General features: G+C 71.8%; 18 protein-coding genes. 13 read left to right on the forward strand and 5 right to left on the reverse strand.

Features of this window, described 5'->3' with window-relative positions; translation table 11 throughout:
* Positions 1 to 11 precede the first annotated feature (11 nt).
* Genes EDF50_RS09670 through EDF50_RS09680 form a run of 3 tightly spaced genes read left to right on the forward strand, consistent with a single transcriptional unit; the run spans position 12 to position 2,990 of the window.
* Positions 12 to 1,022 carry an SDR family oxidoreductase gene (locus tag EDF50_RS09670; protein WP_123519306.1) on the forward strand — a complete coding sequence of 337 codons (1,011 nt, stop codon included), beginning with the start codon at positions 12 to 14 and terminating at the stop codon, positions 1,020 to 1,022.
* Positions 1,019 to 2,482 carry an NAD(P)/FAD-dependent oxidoreductase gene (locus EDF50_RS09675; protein WP_123519307.1) on the forward strand — a complete coding sequence of 488 codons (1,464 nt, stop codon included), beginning with the start codon at positions 1,019 to 1,021 and terminating at the stop codon, positions 2,480 to 2,482. Before EDF50_RS09670 ends, EDF50_RS09675 begins: the two co-directional genes overlap by 4 nt.
* A gap of 52 nt (positions 2,483 to 2,534) precedes the next feature.
* Positions 2,535 to 2,990: an SRPBCC family protein gene (locus EDF50_RS09680; protein ID WP_123519308.1), complete on the forward strand. Its 456-nt coding sequence runs from the start codon at positions 2,535 to 2,537 to the stop codon at positions 2,988 to 2,990.
* A gap of 47 nt (positions 2,991 to 3,037) precedes the next feature.
* Here the strand turns inward: EDF50_RS09680 and EDF50_RS09685 are convergent, their stop codons facing one another.
* Complete coding sequence (locus EDF50_RS09685; protein WP_123519309.1) at positions 3,038 to 4,720, reverse strand: long-chain-fatty-acid--CoA ligase; 1,683 nt, start codon at positions 4,718 to 4,720, stop codon at positions 3,038 to 3,040.
* Between the two features lie 123 nt (positions 4,721 to 4,843).
* Between EDF50_RS09685 and EDF50_RS09690 the strand changes: the two genes are divergently transcribed.
* From EDF50_RS09690 to lepB, 3 genes are all read left to right on the forward strand, one after another.
* Positions 4,844 to 5,662 carry an SDR family oxidoreductase gene (locus EDF50_RS09690; protein WP_199738705.1) on the forward strand — a complete coding sequence of 273 codons (819 nt, stop codon included), beginning with the start codon at positions 4,844 to 4,846 and terminating at the stop codon, positions 5,660 to 5,662.
* A gap of 131 nt (positions 5,663 to 5,793) precedes the next feature.
* On the forward strand, positions 5,794 to 6,711 hold the full coding sequence (locus EDF50_RS09695) for an oxygenase MpaB family protein (RefSeq protein ID WP_123519311.1): 918 nt from the start codon (positions 5,794 to 5,796) through the stop codon (positions 6,709 to 6,711).
* A 78-nt stretch (positions 6,712 to 6,789) separates the two neighbouring features.
* Positions 6,790 to 7,425: a signal peptidase I gene (gene lepB / locus EDF50_RS09700; protein ID WP_233570494.1), complete on the forward strand. Its 636-nt coding sequence runs from the start codon at positions 6,790 to 6,792 to the stop codon at positions 7,423 to 7,425.
* Between the two features lie 33 nt (positions 7,426 to 7,458).
* Here the strand turns inward: lepB and EDF50_RS09705 are convergent, their stop codons facing one another.
* Together EDF50_RS09705 and EDF50_RS09710 are read right to left on the reverse strand one after the other, a co-directional pair.
* Complete coding sequence (locus EDF50_RS09705; protein ID WP_123519312.1) at positions 7,459 to 9,153, reverse strand: long-chain-fatty-acid--CoA ligase; 1,695 nt, start codon at positions 9,151 to 9,153, stop codon at positions 7,459 to 7,461.
* Between the two features lie 86 nt (positions 9,154 to 9,239).
* On the reverse strand, positions 9,240 to 9,797 hold the full coding sequence (locus EDF50_RS09710) for a TIGR03086 family metal-binding protein (RefSeq protein ID WP_123519313.1): 558 nt from the start codon (positions 9,795 to 9,797) through the stop codon (positions 9,240 to 9,242).
* Between the two features lie 227 nt (positions 9,798 to 10,024).
* Here EDF50_RS09710 and EDF50_RS16650 point away from each other — a divergent pair, with 227 nt between their 5' ends.
* Positions 10,025 to 10,321 carry a DUF6412 domain-containing protein gene (locus EDF50_RS16650; protein ID WP_158612677.1) on the forward strand — a complete coding sequence of 99 codons (297 nt, stop codon included), beginning with the start codon at positions 10,025 to 10,027 and terminating at the stop codon, positions 10,319 to 10,321.
* A gap of 77 nt (positions 10,322 to 10,398) precedes the next feature.
* The gene (gene yidC / locus EDF50_RS09720; RefSeq protein ID WP_123519315.1) at positions 10,399 to 11,142 is read left to right on the forward strand and encodes a membrane protein insertase YidC; all 744 of its coding nucleotides are present in this window, start codon (positions 10,399 to 10,401) and stop codon (positions 11,140 to 11,142) included.
* 53 nt (positions 11,143 to 11,195) lie between these two features.
* On the opposite strand, the gene EDF50_RS09725 is transcribed toward yidC, so the two are convergent.
* Positions 11,196 to 11,747: a YceI family protein gene (locus EDF50_RS09725; RefSeq protein WP_054144994.1), complete on the reverse strand. Its 552-nt coding sequence runs from the start codon at positions 11,745 to 11,747 to the stop codon at positions 11,196 to 11,198.
* Between the two features lie 156 nt (positions 11,748 to 11,903).
* Complete coding sequence (locus EDF50_RS09730; RefSeq protein ID WP_123519316.1) at positions 11,904 to 12,908, reverse strand: aldo/keto reductase family protein; 1,005 nt, start codon at positions 12,906 to 12,908, stop codon at positions 11,904 to 11,906.
* Between the two features lie 182 nt (positions 12,909 to 13,090).
* Between EDF50_RS09730 and EDF50_RS09735 the strand changes: the two genes are divergently transcribed.
* The 5 genes from EDF50_RS09735 to EDF50_RS09755 all read left to right on the forward strand — a co-directional run bounded on the left by EDF50_RS09735 (position 13,091) and on the right by EDF50_RS09755 (position 19,707).
* The gene (locus EDF50_RS09735; RefSeq protein WP_158612678.1) at positions 13,091 to 14,533 is read left to right on the forward strand and encodes a glycosyltransferase; all 1,443 of its coding nucleotides are present in this window, start codon (positions 13,091 to 13,093) and stop codon (positions 14,531 to 14,533) included.
* A gap of 85 nt (positions 14,534 to 14,618) precedes the next feature.
* A complete protein-coding gene (locus EDF50_RS09740; protein WP_123519318.1) occupies positions 14,619 to 15,230 on the forward strand; it encodes a GtrA family protein in 612 nt (203 codons plus the stop codon).
* Positions 15,231 to 15,245: 15 nt separating this feature from the next.
* Positions 15,246 to 16,736: a glycosyltransferase gene (locus tag EDF50_RS09745; RefSeq protein WP_233570496.1), complete on the forward strand. Its 1,491-nt coding sequence runs from the start codon at positions 15,246 to 15,248 to the stop codon at positions 16,734 to 16,736.
* Positions 16,733 to 18,739 (forward strand): glycosyltransferase family 39 protein, encoded by a 2,007-nt coding sequence (locus tag EDF50_RS09750; RefSeq protein WP_123519319.1) that lies wholly within the window; start codon positions 16,733 to 16,735, stop codon positions 18,737 to 18,739. Before EDF50_RS09745 ends, EDF50_RS09750 begins: the two co-directional genes overlap by 4 nt.
* Positions 18,740 to 18,837: 98 nt before the next feature.
* On the forward strand, positions 18,838 to 19,707 hold the full coding sequence (locus tag EDF50_RS09755; RefSeq protein ID WP_123519320.1) for a DUF4397 domain-containing protein: 870 nt from the start codon (positions 18,838 to 18,840) through the stop codon (positions 19,705 to 19,707).
* Positions 19,708 to 19,821 lie beyond the last annotated feature (114 nt).

A 19,821-nucleotide genomic window follows, 5' to 3' on the forward strand; every position in this document is an offset into this window, starting at 1 on the left:
CAGGGAGCACCATGACCAGCACCAGAGTCGCCGTCGTCACCGGAGGGTCGGCCGGTCTCGGCCGTGCCACCGTCCGAGAGCTCGCCGCCCGCGGCTGGGACGTCGCGGTCCTCGCCCGAGGCCAGGACGGGCTCGACGGGGCCGTGCGAGACGTCCAGGCCGCCGGGCGCCGAGCTCTCGGCATCGCGACCGACGTGGCCGACCGGGTCCAGGTCGAGACCGCGGCCGACCGCGTCGAGGCCGAGCTCGGACCCATCGACCTCTGGGTCAACGACGCCATGGTCGGCGTCTTCGGTGAGTTCCTCGAGACCGATCCCGACGACTTCGAACGGGCGACGGCCGTCAACTACTTCGGCTTCGTCAACGGGACGCGTGCGGCGCTGTCACGCATGGTTCCCCGGGACCGGGGGCACGTGATCCAGGTCGGGTCGGCCCTCGCCCATCGCGGCATCCCGCTCCAGGCCTCGTACTGCGGCGCGAAGCACGCCGTGCAGGGCTTCACGGAGTCCGTGACGACCGAGCTCATCCACAACAAGAGCTCGGTGCGCATCAGCACGGTCGACATGCCGGCTCTCAACACGATCCAGTTCAACTGGGTGCGGTCGACCCTTCCCGACCACCCCCAACCGGTGCCGCCCATCTTCGAGCCCGAGGTCGGGGCCCGGGCGATCGCCGACGTCGCCGACAAGCCGCGTCGTCGGACCTGGCTCGGCGAGCCGACCGTCATGACGGTGCTGGGCAACCGCTTCGTGGCGAACTTCCTCGACGTCTACCTGGCCAAGAGCGGGTACTCGGGTCAGCAGGCACCCGACAAGAGCGAACCCATGCTGCCCGACAACCTCTACGAGCCCACGACCGGCGACCAGGGTGCCCGGGGCATCTTCAGCGACCGAGCCCGCAGCACGAGCCCGCAGGTCTGGTACACCCGTCATCGTGCCCTGACCGTGGGTGCCGCGCTCGGGGCCTCCGCGGCCGCCGCCGCCGCCGTCGTGGGCCGGGTGACCCGAGGACGTCGCGCATGAGCGCCGTGCCCGAGGTCGACGCCGTCGTCGTCGGCGCGGGCCCGAACGGGCTCGCCGCGGCCGTCGTGCTCGCCCGGGCGGGCCTGCGAGTCGAGGTCGTCGAACGTGCCGACACCATCGGTGGTGGAGCCCGGACCGCCGAGGTGACCCTGCCCGGTTTCCGACACGACATCTGTTCGGCCGTCCACCCGATGGCGCTCGCCTCGGGGTTCTTCCAGCGGTTCCAGCTCGACCGTCGCATCGAGTTGACGGTGCCCGAGATCTCGTACGCGCACCCGCTCGACGGCGGACGGGCCGGGATCGCCTACCGCGACCTCGAGCGGACGGCCGAGGGGCTCGGCGCCGACGGGGCGGCGTGGACACGCCTCCTCAGGGGGCTCGTCGAGCGCGAGCCGCGCATGGCGAGGTTCACGATGCGCGAGCTCGTCCGCGTACCCGACGACCCGGTCACCATGGCCCGCTTCGGTCTCGCCGCGCTGTCGCAGAGCGGCCCGTGGTGGAACGCCGGGTTCTCGGGCGTCGAGGCCCCCGCCATGCTGGCCGGTGTGATGGCCCACGCCATCCGCCCGATGCCCAGCCTGTCGACCTCGGCCGCCGGACTCGTGCTGGCCGTGCACGCGCACGCGCGGGGCTGGCCGGTGCCGACCGGTGGCAGCCAGTCGATCGTCGACGCCATGGCCGACGACGTCCGGGCCCACGGAGGCACGATCACGACGGGCGTGGACGTCACGTCGATCGACGAACTGCCCACGGCGCGGGCCACGATCTTCGACACGAGCGCCCGTGCCCTGGCCGACATCGCGGGCAGCCGTCTGCCCGACCGGTACGAGCGCGCCCTTCGCCGCTTCCGCTACGGCAACGCCGCGGCCAAGGTCGACTTCGCCCTGTCCGGCCCCGTGCCCTGGGCGAACGAGGAGGCCCGCCGCAGCCCGACCCTGCACCTCGGGGGCACGCGGGCCGAGATCGCCTCGGGCGAGCACGACGTCGCCTCGGGCCGACACGCGCGCACGCCCTACGTGCTGGTCGCCCAGGCCGGCGTGGTCGACGGCACGCGTGCGCCGGACGGCCAGCAGGCGCTCTGGGCGTACACGCACGTGCCGCGCGGTTCGACGGTCGACCAGACCGAGACCGTCATCGCGGGCATCGAGCGCTTCGCCCCGGGGTTCCGCGACACGATCCTCGCGACGCACAGCCGCACGGCCGTCGACCTCGAGCGGCACGACCCGAACTACATCGGCGGCGACATCGCGTCCGGGGCACCGAGCGTCTGGCAGCTCGCGGCACGACCCACGCTGTCGACCGAGCCGTGGCGCACGCCGACGCCCGGCGTCTACCTCTGCTCGTCGTCGACTCCGCCCGGGCCGTCGGTGCACGGCCTCGGCGGGGCGTACGCGGCCCGCAGCGCCCTGAAGCACGAATTCGGCATCGATCGGCTGCCCTACCTGGGCGTCGACGCCTGACCGCCGGCACGACATCGGCACGTCCCGACCCGATCACTGCGAGGATCTACCCATGAGCACAACCCACCGCTTCATCGAGGCCTCGCCCCACGACGTCTTCGACGTGTTGGGCGACGGGTGGCTCTTCCCCAGCTGGGTCGTCGGATCGGCGCGCATCCGCGAGGTCGACCTCACCTGGCCGAGCGTCGAGGCCACCATCCACCACTCGTTCGGCATCTGGCCCCTGGTCATCGACGACGTGACGACGATCCTCGAGTGGGACCCTCCGGTCCGGGCCGTGTTCCACGCCAAGGGCTGGCCGATGGGTGAGGCCCGGGTCGAGATCGACGTGCGCAACCGCATGGGCGGCTGCTTCGTCACGATGACCGAGTACGCCGTCGCCGGCCCCGGCCGCCTCGTGCCGAAGCCCGTGATGGACCCGCCGCTGCACTGGCGCAACAAAGAGGCGCTGCAGCGCCTCGCCTGGCTGGCCGAAGGACGCGTGCGTGACCGCGTCTCGCCCAGTTGACCCGCGCCTCCTGAGGGTCACCGCGTCGAGGAGGCGCGGGCCGGGTCTCAGCGCTCGGCCAGCGAGTCGCGCACCTTGCGGCGCAGCACCTTGCCGATGAGCGACCTGGGCAGGTCGTCGACGACGACGATGCGCCGTGGCACCTTGTACGGCGTGAGGTGCTTGCGGGCGAACGCACGGAGGGCGGCGACGTCGACGTGGGCACCGGGTTTCGTGACGATCGCGGCGGCCACCTGCTCACCGCCGGGCGTCGGCAGTCCGACCACGGCGGCCTCGGCCACGCCCTCGAACCGGGTCAGCACCTCTTCGACCTCGGACGGCGAGACGTTGAACCCGCCGGTGATGATCAGCTCTTTGATGCGGTCGACGACGCGCACGAAGCCGTCGTCGTCGATCGTGACGATGTCGCCGGTGCGGAACCAGTCACCGTCGACGAAGACCTCGCCCGACTCTTTCGGCTTGCGGTAGTACCCGCTGAAGACCTGCGGGCCCCGGACGATGAGCTCACCGCGTTCGCCGGCGGGGACGTCGACCGTGGGGTTCTCGGGGTCGACGACCCGCACCTCGGTGCCCGGCAGGGGCAGCCCCACCGTGCCCGCGCGACGCGTCGGCCCGACCGGGTTGGCCATGAGCACCGGCGAGCACTCGGACAGGCCGTAGCCCTCGACCAGCCAGCCACCGGACTCGGCCTCCCACGGTTCGACGACGTCGGCCGAGAGCGGCATGGCGCCCGAGATGGCGACGTCGACGCCCTTCAGCGGGACGCCGGCGTCGAGTGCGGCCTTCTGCAGGCGGGCGTAGATCGGCGGCACCGCGGGCAGGAAGGTCGGCGGGTGCTTCTTCATCACCTTGAGCACCAGAGCCGGATCGAAGGCGGGGAAGAGCACGAGCCGGGCACCCATGCTCATGGCGAACGTGAGGCAGAGCGTCAGGCCGTAGGCGTGGAACATCGGCAGCACGGCGTAGACCACGCAGGTGCCGCGCTCGATGGTGGGCACCCAGGCCTGGGCCTGGGCGGCGTTCGAGAGCAGGTTGTGGTGCGTCAGCTGGGCGCCCTTCGGCGTGCCCGTCGTGCCACTCGTGTACTGGATGACGGCGAGGTCGGCGGTCGCCGGTCGCGGGTGCTTCGCCTTGATGCGGGACGAGCCGACGATCTTCTCCCACGGGGTGGTGCCCGACACGCTGGTCGTCAGGCGTTCGCGCGACTGGCGGGCTTTCTTGATCGGCAGGGCCAGGGCGGCGCGGGTGGCGAACGGCATGGCCCGGGTGACGTCGACCGAGACGAGGTGGTCCACGGCGACGTCGTCGGGGAAGGCCTGGATGGTGTCGACGACCTTGTTCCACGCGATGGCGACCTTCGCGCCGTGGTCCTCGAACTGGTGACGCAGCTCGCGCGGCGTGTAGAGCGGGTTGTGCTCGACGACGATCGCCCCGAGACGGAGCACCGCGTAGAACGCCACGACGTGCTGCGGGCCGTTCGGCAGCACGATCGCGACCGTGTCGCCGTGCCCGACGCCGAGCCTGCGCAGACCCTCGGCGGCCCGCGAGATCTGGTCGACGAGCTCGGAGTACGTCGTCGTCGCACCGAAGAACTCGAGCGCCACCGCCTTCGGGTAGCGCGCCGCAGAAGCCTCGACCAGGTCGAGCAGTGAGCCGTCGACCGGTTCGAGGTCGTGCGGCACGCCGGGTGCGTAGGAGTCGAGCCAGGGACGAGCGCTGTCGGTGGTCACCGGGCCACTCTATCGATCGCCGGGCGTACCCCGTCGGCTCGATGCCGGCTGGCAAGCTGACCGCGGACGAGGAGGCGCGGCGCAGCATGGTGCTCGACATCACGGAGAGAGGAACGACATATCGTGAGCAAGGTCTGGTTCATCACCGGTGCATCCAAGGGCTTCGGCCGCGAGTGGGCCGAGGCGGCCCTCGAACGCGGCGACAAGGTCGCGGGCACCGCACGGAAGATCGACGACGTCACGCCCCTCGTGGACGCGTACGGCGACTCCTTCCTGCCCATCCAGCTCGACGTGAACGACCGCGCGGCCGACGTCGCCGCGGTGCAGCAGGCGGCGGAGCGCTTCGGACGCCTGGACGTCGTCGTGAACAACGCCGGCTTCGGCCACTTCGGCATGATCGAGGAGATCACCGAGGACGAGGCGCGTGCCCAGCTCGAGACGAACCTGTTCGGCGCCCTCTGGGTGTCGCAGGCCGCGCTGCCCATCATGCGCGAGCAGGGCTCGGGCCACATCGTCCAGGTCTCGAGCATCGGCGGCATCAGCGCGTTCCCGACGGTCGGCATCTACCACGCGTCGAAGTGGGCCCTCGAGGGCTTCAGCCAGTCGCTGGCGCAAGAGGTCGCGGGCTTCGGCATCAAGGTGACCCTCGTCGAGCCCGGCGGCTTCTCGACCGACTGGTCGGGCCCGTCCGCCTCGCGCAGCGACGAGCTCGAGGCCTACGCCGAGGTGCGCGAAGCCGCCTCGAAGCGCCCCTCGGCCGCCGACCCGGGAGACCCGACGGCCACCCGCTCGGCCATTCTGAAGGTCGTCGACGCCGACGAGCCGCCGCTGCGCATCTTCTTCGGCAAGGCGCCGCTCGAGATCGCCACGAAGGACTACGAATCGCGCCTCGAGACGTGGAACGAGTGGCAGCCCGTCTCGATCGAGGCCCACGGGAACTGACGCTTCCGCCCGTCACCGACGCCGCGCCTCCTGCCCCCTCCCCGGCACGCAGGAGGCGCGGCGTGCGTCCGGCGCGGATCGCGCCCGGTGTCCGCCGCGGGCGTCCAGCCACGGCGGCGCATGATCGAGTCATGCCCGCTCTGACCGAACCGCTCCGCGCCCGCCTGCAGTACACCTTCAACGGGCAGTACACGGGCACGCCCGAATGGGTCACCGACCTGGAGAAGGGCGACGACGAGGGGTTCTTCCTGCCGGGTTCGGCGGTGTGGGCCGTGCACGGCGCGATGTCGACGATCCCGGCCGGCGTGCGGGCCCTGCTGGTCCAGGCGCTGCACCCGGGGGCTCTCGCCGGGGTGCACGACCACTCGCGCTTCCGCGAGGACCCACTCGGGCGCCTGGCCGGCACCATCCGATGGATCTACACCGTCTCGTACGGCAGTCGCGAGGCCGCCACCCACGCGTCGAACTGGGTGACGCGCCTGCACACCAAGGTCGTCGGCACGTACGACGACCGGAACGGCGTGAGCCACGACTACGCCGCCAACGACCCCGAGCTGCTCAGCTGGGTGCACATGGCGTTCGCCGACTCATTCCTGGCCGCCTACCTCGAGTGGGGTCGCGAGCCCGTCCCCGGCGGGCCCGACGCCTACGTCCGCGAATGGGCGACGGCCGGCGAACTGATGGGCGTGCCGAACCCGCCCCGCAGCGTCGCCGAGATGCAGCACCAGCTGATGGACTTCGACCGTCGGGGAGTGCTCGAGCGCACCGCCCGGACCGACGACGTCGTGAGGTTCATCAAGCGGCCGCCGCTCTTCCCGGCGCTCAAGGTCGGGTACCCCGTGCTGTTCAACGGTGCGGTCGGCACGTTGCAACCGAGGTTCCGCGAACTGCTCGGGCTGCGCGCACCGCACGTCGGGCCCGTCGCCCTGCCGACCCGGGGGCCGGCCCAGGCGATGCTCGCGGGCGTCGGGGGAGTCCTCGGCAAGCGGCCGGTCGCCGAGGAGCACGCCCTCGCCCGCCTCGACCGCATCGGGTGGACGGCCGCCTGACCCCGGCGGGGTCGCGCCCCCTTCCGGCCCCCCTGACCGGGGAGGGCGGGAGCGCGCACCCGCTGGCAGGATGAGCCGGTGCCCGAAGCCAGCCCCCTCGCCGACGCGACCGACGACGGCGCGTCGACCCGCGCCTCCTCGGCTCGGCCGACGACGCGGTGGCTGCTCGAGCTGCTGGCGATCGTGCTGGTCGGGCTGGTGTTGTCGTGGGGCGTGCGCACGTTCCTCGTGCGCAGCTTCTCGATCCCGTCGGGGTCGATGGAGCAGACGCTGATGATCGGCGACCGGATCGTCGTGAACGAGCTCGCCCCCGGCGCGATGCCGCTGCACCGGGGCGACGTCGTGGTGTTCGAGGACCCGGGCGGGTGGCTCGGCTACGGGGACGACGCCGGACAGTACCTGGTCAAGCGCGTCATCGGCCTGCCGGGCGACCACGTCAGCTGCTGCGACGCGGACGGGCACGTGCTCGTGGACGGCGAACCCCTCGACGAGCCGTACCTGACCCTGACGGACGGCGGCCCCCGGGCCTCGGCGACCGACTTCGACGTCACCGTGCCCGAGGGGGCGCTGTGGGTGCTCGGGGACAACCGCGACCACTCGGCGGACTCGCGCGCACACCAGACCGGTCCCTATGCGGGCTTCGTGCCCCTGGACGACGTGATCGGGCGCGCATTCGTCATCAGCTGGCCGGTCGAGCGGTGGCAGCGGCTCTGAGCGGACCGACCGGGCCCGCCCCCGCCTCGGCTCTCAGCCCGCGGCGATGAGTCGGTCGCGCACCTCGCGGCGCAGCACCTTGCCGATCAGCGACTTCGGCAACTCGTCGAGCTGCACGACCCGACGGGGCACCTTGTAGGCGGCCAACTGGCCGCGCGAGGCGTCGCGGATGGCCTCGGCGTCGAACGAGGCGCCCGGCTCGAGCACGACGGCCGCCACGACGTCCTCGCCGCCGCCTGACCGGGGCAGGCCGACGACGGCCACCTCGGCCACGCCGGGGGCGTTGCGCACGGCCTCCTCGACCTCGGAAGGAGCGACGTTGAAGCCGCCCGTGACGATGAGCTCTTTGATGCGGTCGACGATCGTGACGTAGCCGTCGGCGCTCATCGTGACGATGTCGCCGGTCCGGAACCAGCCGCCCTCGAGGAAGGCCTCGGCGGTCTCGTCGGGGCGGTTCCAGTAGCCGCGGAACACCTGCGGCCCGCGCAGCAGCAGCTCACCCGCGGCGCCCGGCGCGACCGGGCGGTCGGGATCGGGGTCGTCACGGTCGACGACCATCGCCTCGGTCGAGGGGAACGGCACGCCGACGGTGCCGACGCGGCGCGTCGGACCGATCGGGTTGCCGAGTGCGACCGGCGAGGTCTCGGTCAGGCCGAATCCCTCGACGAGCATGCCGCCCGTGACGCCCTCCCAGGCCTGGACGACCGCCGTCGGCAGGTTCATCGCCCCCGAGATCGCGAAGCGGGCCGACGACAGGTCGACGCCGCGCTCACGGGCCGCGTCCGCCAGTCGCTGGTAGATGGGCGGCACGGCCGGCAGGAAGGTCGGCGGGTGCTTCTTGGCGGCCTTGAGCACGAGGTCGACGTCGAACTTCGGGAACAGCACGAGGCGCGCCCCGATGCTCATCGCGAAGGTGAGGCAGAGGGTCAGGCCGTAGGCGTGGAAGAACGGCAGCACGCCGTAGACGGTCTCGTCGCCGTCGACGAGGCCGGGCACCCAGGCGCGGCCCTGTGCGGCGTTGCTGCGCAGGTTGCGGTGGGTGAGGATCGCACCCTTCGGCGACCCGGTCGTGCCGCTGGTGTACTGCAACAGGGCGATGTCGTCGACGTCGGGGCGCGGGTGCTTCTTGCGCAGGGGACGGCCCGCCAGCAGGCCCTGCCAGGTGACGTCGCCCTCGGTGCCGTCGGTGAGGGCCGCGCGGCTCTTCTTGGCGGCGGGCACCGGCAGCTTGAGCGCGAGGCGCGTGGCGAGCGGCATGCCCTTCGTGACGTCGACCGAGACGACCGTCGAGAAGCCGATGTCGGCAGGCAGGTCGCGCAGCCGGTCGACCAACTTGTCCCAGGCGATGGCGATCGTGGCGCCGTGGTCCTCGAAGAGGTGGCGTAGTTCACGATCGGTGTAGAGCGGGTTGTGCTCCACCACGACGGCGCCCAGGCGCAGCACGGCGTAGAACGCCACGACGTGCTGGGGGCTGTTCGGCAAGATCAACGCGACCCGGTCGCCGCGACCCACGCCGAGCCTCCTGAGGCCCTCTGCCGCGCGCGCGACCTGGTCGCCCAGGTCGCGGTAGCTGGTCTCGCGGCCGAAGAACTCGAGGGCCGGCTTCTGCCGGTACGTCGACACGGCGTCGTCGATCAGGTCGACGAGGCTGCCCGTGACGGGCTCGATGTCGGCGGGGACGTCGGGGGCGTAGCTGTGCAGCCACGGGCGGTCGATCGGGGCGGTCATGCCTCCACCCTGGCAGGGGCGGGTGATGAACCGCCGGGAGGCGCGGGCCGCGGCCTCGGGAACGCCCGCCGCGGCCGCCGGTCGGCTCAGCGGGCGTCGCGCCCGGTCAGGGCGAGCAGGCGGACGCGCAACGGGGCGTCGTCGTCGACGGGCACGGGCGAGGCGAAGAGGCCCGACGCCTCGAGCGCGTCCTTCTGCGGCGCGAAGACGCCCCAGACGGCCTCGACCAGCGCGTCGTCGAGCTCTTCGTCCGTGCCCACGGCGCGGGCGAGGTCCCAGCTGTGGATCGTGACGTCGGCGACCTGCTCGGCGAGGTACTCGTGCACGGGCACGACGTCGGCGCTCAACCGAACCTCGGCGTGGGGGTCGGCCTCGCTCCAGGCGGCCGTGGCCGCGCTCGACCACCGGTGCCAGGCCTCGACGAGGTCGTCGCCGAGGGGCTCGATCGAGTTCTCGGCCTCGGCGGGGTCGCCGCCCTCGAGCAGCAGCGGCACCCACTGCTGCTCACGCGTGACGTGCCGCACGAGGTCGCGCACCTTCCACTCGGTGTCGGGCGTCGGGGCGTCCCAGTCGGCCACGGCCTCGACACGACGGGCGAACTCGTCGTGGGCGGTCTTCTGCAGGGTGATCCAGTCGACGGTCATCGGGGAGTCCTCTCGGGGCGGGGGCGGGCGCTCTCGGCGTCAACCGCGGGCGACGCCAGGATGTTCCTGAGGCTCGTGCGGGGGCCGTGCCCGTCCGAGGGCTCCTGATGCTGCCCGCCAGGTCGGCGGGTTCCCGTCGTCCAGGGCGGGTCGGCGCTGACCCGCCCGGGGTGACGGGAACCCGCCGACACCTCGAGGGGAGGCGCGGTGCGGAGTAGGTTGGGCTCATGACCCTCGGCCTGTCGACGCTGACGCCCCTCGTGGCGTTCGTCGAGGCCGTGCTCTCGTCGGGCGGGGCCCCGCTGTCGGCGGTCGTGCTCGTCGGCCTGCTCGGCGCCGCCACCGCGGTGGTCGTGCTCGGAGTCGCCCGTGTCGTGCTCACACTCTGCGGGCTGGCCGGGGCGGTGCCCGAGGTGACCCTGCGTGAAGAAGCCGGCACGCGCCTCCTCGTCTGGCGACGCGACCCCGACGCCCGGGGGCACGTGCGGTCACGGGCTCCCGGACGGGCCGTCCCGGCCGCCTGAGCGCATCCTCGCCCGCGTCGTCCCGACGCCCTCGGCGGCCAGAAGACACCCACCGTCTCTCTGACCGAGGAGTCCTCATGGACCTGTCCACCTTTCCCCCGATCGCCGTCGTCCTCGGCGGTCTGCAATCGCTCGTCACCACCCTCGGCGTGCTCGTCGAACCGGTCGCCGGGACGTCCTCCCCCGCGCTCGGCGTCGTCCTGCTGACCCTGCTCGTCCGCCTGGTGCTCGTGCCCGTCGGTGTCTCGCAGGTGCGGGCCGAGATCGCCCGCCGCCGTCTGGCCCCCGCGATCGCCGACCTCACCCGTCGGGTCACCGACCCCGCGGCGCGCAGCAAGGCGCTGATGTCGCTCTACGCGTCCGAGAAGGTGTCGCCGCTCGCCGGTTGCCTGCCGACCCTGGCGCAGGCGCCCGTGCTCACGGCCGTGTACTCGCTGTTCGCGCACTCCGAGATCGCCGGTCACGCCAACACGCTGTTGACCCACACGCTCGGCGGGGCCGCCCTCGGCGCCAACCTGTTCGTCACGCTCGGAACGGGTCTCACGGCCGTCTGGCCGTACCTCGTGCTGCTGGTGCTGCTCGCGATCGTCGTCGAACTGAGCCGGCGCGCCACCCTGCGCTTCACCGGATCGCCGACCGCCACGACGACGGGGCGCGGGCAGGAGGCGCTCCCCGGCACGGCGGGTCTGGTGCGCTGGCTGCCGTTCGTCAGCGTGCTGTTCGCGGCGTTCGCCCCGCTGGCCGCCGGTCTCTACCTCGTGACGAGCGCGGTCTGGACGCTGGGGGAGCGCGCCGTGCTGCGCCGTGCCCTCGCGCGGTGACGTGGAAGGGCCCGCCCTCGCGGTGCGAGAGCGGGCCCTTCGGGTGCCGGTGCCTACGCGGCGAGCGTGAACTGGATCTCGAGCGTGACGGTGACGTCGTTGCCGAGCGTGAAGCCGCCGGCCTCGAGGGCGGCGTTCCAGGTGACGCCGAACTCGGTGCGGTCGATCTTGGTCGTCGCGGAGAAGCCGAGCTTGGTCTGGCCGTAGCCGTCGACGACGAGGCCGCCGAACTCGCTCTTCAGGGTGACGGGCTTGGTGACGCCGCGCAGGGTCAGGTCGCCGTGCACGAGGAACGCGTCGTCGCCCTTCTCCTCGATGCTGGTCGACACGAAGGTCATCTTGGGGTGCTCTTCGGCGAGGAAGAAGTCGCCGGTCTGCAGGTGACCGTCGCGGTCCTTCTGGTTGGTGTTGACCGAGGCCACGTCGATCGAGGCCGTGACCTTCGAGGCGGTGTGGTCCTCGGCGGTGACGAGCGAGGCGTCGAAGGACTCGAACGAGCCCTTGACCTTGCTGATGGCCAGGTGGCGGACGCTGAACGAGACCTCGCTGTGGGTGGGGTCGAGGTTCCAGGTGCCGGCGGGGATCTTCTCTGCGGTGATGGTCATGATGTTCTCCTGAATCTGTGAGGTCGAGGTCGATGACATGTCATCGAAGCTGGTACGAGTATATGCAAGCGCATCCAGCCGGACAACATTCCCGGGATGTCCGGAAGGTGTCGAGGGGGCGTCGACCGGCCGGACCGAGGTCGGGCCGGCCGAGGCTCACGCCGGTCGGTGCTCGGGCGAGACCGTCTTCGCGGGGTCCTTCTCGGCGAGGTCGCCGAGCGCCTCGTCGATGCGCGACATGACGTCGGTGGGCAGCGCGACGCCGGCCGCCTTGACGTTGTCGGCCACCTGCTCGGGGCGCGAGGCGCCGATGATGGCGGATGCGACGTTGTCGTTCTGCAGCACCCACGCGATGGCGAGCTGGGCCATCGAGAGGCCGAGGTCGGCCGCGATCGGCTCGAGCTTCGCGACGCCGGCGAGCACCTCGTCGGTGAGGAAGCGCTTGATCGTGTCGGCGCCTCCCTTGTCGTCGGTCGCCCGGCTGCCCGCGGGCAGTTCGGCACCCGGCTTGTACTTGCCGGTCAGGACGCCCTGGGCGACGGGCGACCAGACGATCTGGCCGAGGCCGTGCCGCTTGCTGGCCGGCACGACGTCGGATTCGATGACGCGCCAGAGCATCGAGTACTGCGGCTGGTTCGAGATCAACTGCACGCCGTGCTTCACGGCCAGCTCGTGGCCGGCCCGGATCTGCTCGGCCGTCCACTCGCTGACCCCGATGTATAGCGCCTTGCCGGCCCGCACCACGTCGGCGAAGGCCTGCATGGTCTCTTCGAGAGGGGTCTCGTGGTCGTAGCGGTGGGCCTGGTAGAGGTCGACGTAGTCCGTGCCCAGGCGCCGCAGCGACCCGTCGATGGACTCGAGGACGTGCTTGCGGCTGAGGCCGACGTCGTTGTGGCCGCGGGGACCGGTGGGCCAGTAGACCTTCGTGAAGATCTCGAGGCTCTCGCGACGCTCACCCTTGAGGGCGTCGCCGAGGACCTGCTCGGCCGCCGTGTTCGCGTAGGCGTCCGCGGTGTCGAAGGTCGAGATGCCGGCGTCGAGGGCCGCGCGGACGCACTGCGTCGCCACGTCGTTCTCGACCTGGGACGCGTGCGTCAGCCAGTTGCCGTAGGTGATCTCCGAGATCTTGAGTCCGCTGTCGCCGAGGTGTCTGAAGTCCATGACCCCACGCTACGCGTCGGTGTGGAGGCGGCGAAGGGGTGTGCGGCCGACTCGCGCGCGGTACAGTGACGATTCATCAGATCATGTCCCCCGCCTGGGGGACACGGTCCGTCGGACGCCGCGGTCCCACCCGGGGCGGGTGTCCGAGGCTCCTGCTGACCCGACCCGACTGGAGCACCACCGTGACCTCCGACCCGACCCTCGCGGCGCCCGGCCCCGTCCTGACCCCGACGTTGCCCGCCACGCCCGTGACGCCCGTGCCGAACCGCGACGGCGTGCCCTCGGTCCCGGTCGAGCACGTCTCGGCAGCTCTGCCCTGGGTCGACTGGTCGAGCGTGCAGTGGGCCGGCTTCGTGCTGCTCGCCGTGCTCGTCGCCCTGACCCTCGTGGTCTCGATCCGTCGCCTCGTGCACAGGCTGTACCTCGTCCGCGAGCAGGAGGAGCTCGGCCGTCGCGACCTCGACGGCCCGGTGTTGCCCTCCGCGCACACCTTCACCGCGCTCGTGCCGGCGCGTGGTCCGGCCGGGCTGGCCGTGACCCTCGACCTCCTGGCGCGGCAGCAGCACCCCGACGTCCACGTCCTCGCGGTCGTGGACGCGGACGACTCGTTGACCCTCGACGTCGCGACCTCCGCCGTGCGGCGTCACCCCGGGCGCGTGCAGGTCGTCGAGACCCGGTCCCTCGGCGGGCGGCCCGCCACGGCCGCCTCGTCACTCGCCGACGGCCTCGCGGAGGTCGGTGACGGCGTGGTCGGTGTCTTCTCGGCTGGCGACCGCCCGCACCCCCGGCTCTTCGCCCTCGTCGACTCGGTCCTGACCCGCACGGACGCCGACGCGGTCCAGCACGCCAGCCGACCGGCGCTCGAGTCGACGCCGTGGTGGGCGCCCCGGTCGGCCGTCGACCGGTGGTGGTGGTCGCGGTCGGTCGTCCGCTCCCACGGCCGGGCCGGCTTCGTGCCGTTGTCGGACAGCACGCTCTTCGTCCGTCACTCCTGGCTGGCCTGGTCGGGCGGCTGGGACGCGACCGGCGTCGAGGCGGGCCTCGACCTCGGCGTCCGCATGACGGTGGCCGGGGCCCGCGTCGTCATCGCCACCTCGGCCGAGACGACCACGGTCGAGCGCTCACCGGGGGGACTCCGTGAACTGATGCGCGTCCGGGCGACGTGGGTCCGCGGCTGCCTGCAGGTGCTCGGCAAGCGGGACTGGCGTCGACTCCGGCCGAAGGCGCGACGACGTGCCCTCGGCGTGCTCGTCGACCCGCTCCTCGACGCGGCCGTGACCGTCGTCACGACCGTGGCCCTCCTGTCGACCGTGCTGGTCGGTGCCCCCACCCTCATGATCGCGCTCGCGCTCGTGCCCGTGCTGCCCTGGGTGCTGGCGCAGCTCCTGGACGTCGGGGCCACGACGGAGGCGGCCGCGGAACAGGGGCGGCGGGCGACGGGCCGGGAGCGCCTCCTCGTCGTCGTCGGCTCGGTGCCCGACCGGCTGGTCGGCTTCGCCGCCGTCGTGGCGGCGGTCGGGACGGAGCTCGCGACCGGCCGGGCGAGAGCCGTCGGCCCGTCGGCGTCGGGCGTCCCGACGCCCGACGGACGGCCCGTCGGGATCGACGCGACCGCCACGAGATGAACGGCAGATGTCGCCTACCTGGCAATTGGCCGAGACGGGGAGGCCCCGACCAAACCGAATCCCCGACGCCCCCCGAACCGGTGTCATGCCCGAACCCGAGTACCCCGTTCAGGGGGCGCGTCCCGACCGTGCCACCTCGACGAACCCGACACCACCCCTGCGACTCGTCGCCCGGGTGAAGGAACTCGCGACCTTCGGCGCCGTGGGCGGGATCGCCTTCGTCGTCGACGTCGGCCTGTACAACCTGCTGCGTGCGACCCTGCTCGACGACAAGCCGATCGGCGCCAAGGTCATCTCGGTGATCGTCGCCACGGCCGTGGCCTGGCTCGGCAACCGGTACCTGACGTTCCGTGAGGGGCGCAACCAGGCCGTCGTCCGCGAGGCCGTCACCTTCGGCCTCGTCAACGTCGGCGGCCTGCTGATCGCCTCGGCGTGCCTGTTCGTCTCGCACTACCTGCTGGGCTTCACGAGCCAGCTCGCCGACAACGTCGCGGCCAACGGCGTCGGCCTCGTGCTCGGCACGGCGTTCCGCTACATGGCCTACCGCCATCTCGTCTTCCGCGGCTCGCCTGCGGTCACCACCCCGGTCGACACCCCCGACGCGTCGACCGCGCTCGCCACCGTCACACGCCCCAGGCCGACCGACGCCCCCACCCGACAGAACACCGCGCAGACCCACCTGCACCCGACCCACTGACTGGAGAGTGATCCTGTGTCGACTGACCCGACCCAGATCCCGACATCACGTCTCGCAGCGGGCGAACCCGCCCCGCTGCTCACCCCGCAAGCTCCCGCCGACCCGTCGCAGTTCGTCCCGAACCGTGGCTCGAGCGGCACCGCCGAGTCGATGATCGGTTTCCAGCTGCCCGACTGGTCGCCCCTCGAATGGATCGGCTACTCGTCGCTGATCGTCGTGACGATCCTGCTCACCGCGGTCGCCGTGTCGACCCTCTGGTGGATGCTGCACGCCTGGCGGTCGAAGGACAACCTCGACGACAGCCAGTTCAGCGACGACCCGCTCGACGCCGCCCACTCGTTCACCCTGCTCGTCCCCGGCCGGCACGAGGAGGAGGTCATGGGCCAGACCCTCGACCGTCTTGCCCAGCAGGACCACCCCGACTTCGAGATCATCGCCATCGTCGGCCACGACGACCCCGGCACCGAGCGGGTCGCCCGCGAGGCGGCCGCCCGTCACCCCGAACTGATCCGCGTGGTCGTCGACTCGAGCGTGCCGAAGAACAAGCCCAAGGCGCTCAACCTGGCGCTGCAGTCGTCACGTGGTGAGATCGTCGGCGTGTTCGACGCCGAGGACGAGGTGCACCCGCGCCTCCTGACCCTCGTCGACTCGCGGTTCACCGAGACCGACGCCGACGTGGTGCAGGGCGGTGTGCAGCTGATGAACTTCCAGAGCAGCTGGTGGAGTCTGCGCAACGTGCTCGAGTACTACTTCTGGTTCCGGTCGCGCCTGCACTTCCACGCCAAGGAGAAGTTCATCCCGCTCGGCGGCAACACGGTCTTCGTGCGCAAGGACTGGCTCGACTGGTCCGAGGGCTGGGACGCCGAGTGCCTCGCCGAGGACTGCGAACTCGGGGTCCGCCTCTCGAGCGCCGGGGCCAAGGTCGTCGTGGCCTACAGCCCCGAGGTCGTCACCCGCGAGGAGACGCCCGGCTCCTTCGTCTCGCTGCTCAAGCAGCGCACCCGCTGGAACCAGGGCTTCATGCAGGTCTACGGCAAGGGCGAGTGGAAGAAGCTGCCCCGTCTGCGCCAGCGCCTCATGGCCCGCTACCTGCTGACGATGCCGTTCATCCAGGCCGCCACCGGCCTGCTGATTCCCGTCTCGATCGTCCTGATCCTGACCACCAAGGTGCCGACCGCCATCGCGCTCGTGTCGTTCGTGCCCCTGGCGCCCACGCTCGTGCTGCTGGCCGTCGAGTTCACCGGCCTGCGCGAGTTCGGCCGGGTCTACGGGCAGAAGGTCCGTGCCCGGGACTACTTCCGTCTCGTCTGGGGCCTGCTGCCCTACCAGATCTTCCTCGCGCTCGCCGCGGTGCGGGCGGTCTTCCGTCAGCTGCGCGGCCTCAACGCGTGGGAGAAGACCGAGCACACCGGAGCGCACCGCGACGAGGTCGCGACCGAACCGCAGGAGGCGCCCCGCGCCTCCCAGCAGGAGCCCGCCCTGGCCATGACCGGAGGTGACCGATGACCAGCACGCTGAACCGCCCCCGCGCGGCCGACACCACCGTGACGAACGGCCCCGGCACCCCCGTGGTGCCCACCAAGGACCTGCGAGGCGCCAAGCCCGCGACGTGGTTGCGTCGTCACGGTGCGAGCCTCGCGTGGCTGCTGCCCGTCCTCGCGATCGCCGCCGTCGTCATGGCCTTCAACATGGACGGTTCGCCCCAGCGCATCGACGACGAGGGCACCTACGCCGCCCAGGCCTGGGCGATCCAGAACCTCGGTGAGATCACCCACTACACCTACTGGTACGACCACCCGCCCGTCGGTTGGCTGCAGATCTCGGCCTACACGGCCCTGACCGGTGCCTTCTCGCGCTACGACGTCGCCGTGCTCGCCGCCCGTGAAGCCATGCTGTTCTTCACGGTCGTCTCGGTGGCGCTCGTCTGGCTGCTCGGCCGCAAGCTCGGCCTCAGCCGTCCCGCGGCCGCCGTGGCCGGTCTCGTGTTCGCGGTCTCGCCGCTGGCCCTGCAGTTCCACCGCACGGTCTACCTCGACAACGTCGCCACCCCGTGGCTGCTCGCCGCGTTCGTCTTCGCCCTGAGCAAGCGCTACCAGCTCGCCGGCTTCGCGGCGGCGTCGCTCTCGTTCGGCATCGCGGTGCTCTCGAAGGAGACGTACCTGCTCGCCCTGCCCTTCCTGGCCTGGATGATGTGGCGGGGCGCCGACAAGTCGACCCGCCGGTACACCCTCTCGATCGCGGGCAGCCTGCTCGTGCTCGTCGGTCTCGGCTACGTCGCGCTCGCCGCGGTGAAGGGCGAGTTGCTGCCGGGTGCCGGCCGGGTGAGCCTCCTCGAGGGCATCCAGTTCCAGCTCGCGACCCGCGAGGCCAGCGGCTCGGTCTTCGACACCGGCAGCCTGTTCTTCGCGACCGTGTCGCAGTGGTGGCAGCTCGACCAGGTGCTGATCGTGCTCGGGACCCTGGCGTCGATCGTCGCGGTCTTCGTCAAGAAGGTACGTCCGATCGGCGTGATGATGGTGTTCCTGATCGCCTTCATGTTCCGCCCCGGTGGATACCTGCCGGTGCCCTACGTGATCATGCTGCTGCCGTTCGCGGCGCTGCTCGTCGCCGCCGTCACCGACCACGCCGTCAGAGCGTTCCGCGCCCGCCGGGCCGGTGCCCTCACGACCGCGGCCACCCGCACCGGCTCGGTCGCCTGGTTGGCCCTGACCCTCGCGGCCGTGGTCGCCGTCGTCCCGCTCTGGGCCGTGCAGCTGCGTGGCTTCCTCGACGCCGACCTCGACGCGCCCATGCGGAACGCCGAGACCTGGGTCGAGACCAACGTGCCGAAAGACAGCCGCCTGCTCGTGGACGACGCCGTGTGGGTCGACCTGGTCAAGGCCGGGTTCGCCCGGGAAAACGTGATCTGGTTCTACAAGATCGACACCGACGGTGCCGTCCAGGCTCAGTCGCCGAACGGCTGGCGCGACTCGGACTACCTGTTCGAGACCGAGTCGGTCCGCACCTCGGGGCCGACCTCGCCCGAGATCCGCGAGGCCCTCGCGAACTCGACCGTCATCGCCTCGTTCGGCGACGGCGACCAGCAGGTCAACGTCCGACAGATCGACAGCCAGGGGGCCGCGCAGGCGCAGACCGAGGCGGATGACGCCGCGTCGGCCCGCTCGCAGGCCGGTGCCGAACTCGCCCAGAACCCGAACCTGCAGATCTCGTCGACCCTGTCGACGGCGCTCTCGGACGGTCGAGTCGACCCTCGTGCGATCATCGTGCTCGGCCAGCTCGCCGCCCAGGGGCCGATCTCGGTCGCCGACCCCGGGGCCCTGCCGGGCGAGCAGGACGCGCTGTTCCGACAATTCGACGTCACCCCGCAGGGCGGCCAGTCCGTCGACGAGGTACGAACGACCCTCGAGGGCCTGGGCAGCGTCTACGTCCCCGAGTCGGTCGCCCCCTCGGGTGACGGACTGCGCGTCACCTTCTCGGCCGTCGCTCCGACCGGCGTCCTCTCCAACTGATCGCCACGCCGGCGTCCGCCCTCGGGCGGGCACCGGCACCTCCTCACCGCGTCCCACCCCCCTCGGGGTGGGGCACCCGACCGGAAAGGACCAGCCTCATGGCTTCCCTCTCACGCACCACCGGAACCACCGCCGCTCTCGCCGCCGCACCTCCCGTCCGGCGTCGCCGCCTCGCGACGGTCCTCGCCCTCACCGCCGCAGCCGGCGTCGCCCTGGCCGGTTCGCTCGTCGGCGTCTCGCCCGCCCACGCCGCCGACGGCGACGGCTGGGTGCGCGTCGGCCACCTCTCGCCCGACACGAAGGCCGTCGACGTGACCCTGACCTCGCTCAAGGGCGGCCAGGTCGTCATGGACCTCGACGACGTCACCTACGGTCAGGTCAGCCCGTACCAGGCGCTGACCGCCGGCACCTACGTGGTGTCGATGACCGCGGCGGACGCACCCGCCAGCGCCAAGCCGGTCATCACGTCGAACATCACGGTCGACAGCGGCCAGCCGATCACGGCCGTCGCCTACGGACCGAACGACGACCTGAAGACGCAGGTCTTCACGGACGACCTGACGGCTCCGGCCGACGGCCAGGCGAAGGTCCGCCTGGTGCAGGCCGCGAACGTCAGCAAGACCGTGACGGTCGCGACGAGCACGGGCACCACGATCGCCGAGGACGCGCCCTTCGGCAGCGCCAGCGGCTACGCGCAGGTCGCGGCCGGCCCCTGGACGCTCGACCTGACCGGCCAGAAGGTCCGCGGCACCAGCGACGTCGACCTCACCGCCGGCAGCATCAACACCCTGTTCGTCCTCGACAACTCGACCGGCGGCATCACCATCGTCCCGGTGGTCGACAGCGCGGCGACCGCGCAGGCGCCGGTCGGCGGTGTCCAGACGGGCGGCGGCTACCTCGCCGAGCACCCGCAGAAGAGCGAGGCCAAGGGCCTCTGGGCCACCGTGCTCGGCTGGTTCGGGGTCTGACGCCCCGCACCGCCCCGGCAGGGCGAGGAGGCGCGGTGAGCGACACGTCGCACCGCGCCTCCTCGGCTCCCCGCCCCACCGCAGGACCGATGCTCGGCACCGTCGAGCGAGAGA

Source organism: Frigoribacterium sp. PhB24 (assembly GCF_003755185.1).
GTDB lineage: Bacteria > Actinomycetota > Actinomycetes > Actinomycetales > Microbacteriaceae > Frigoribacterium.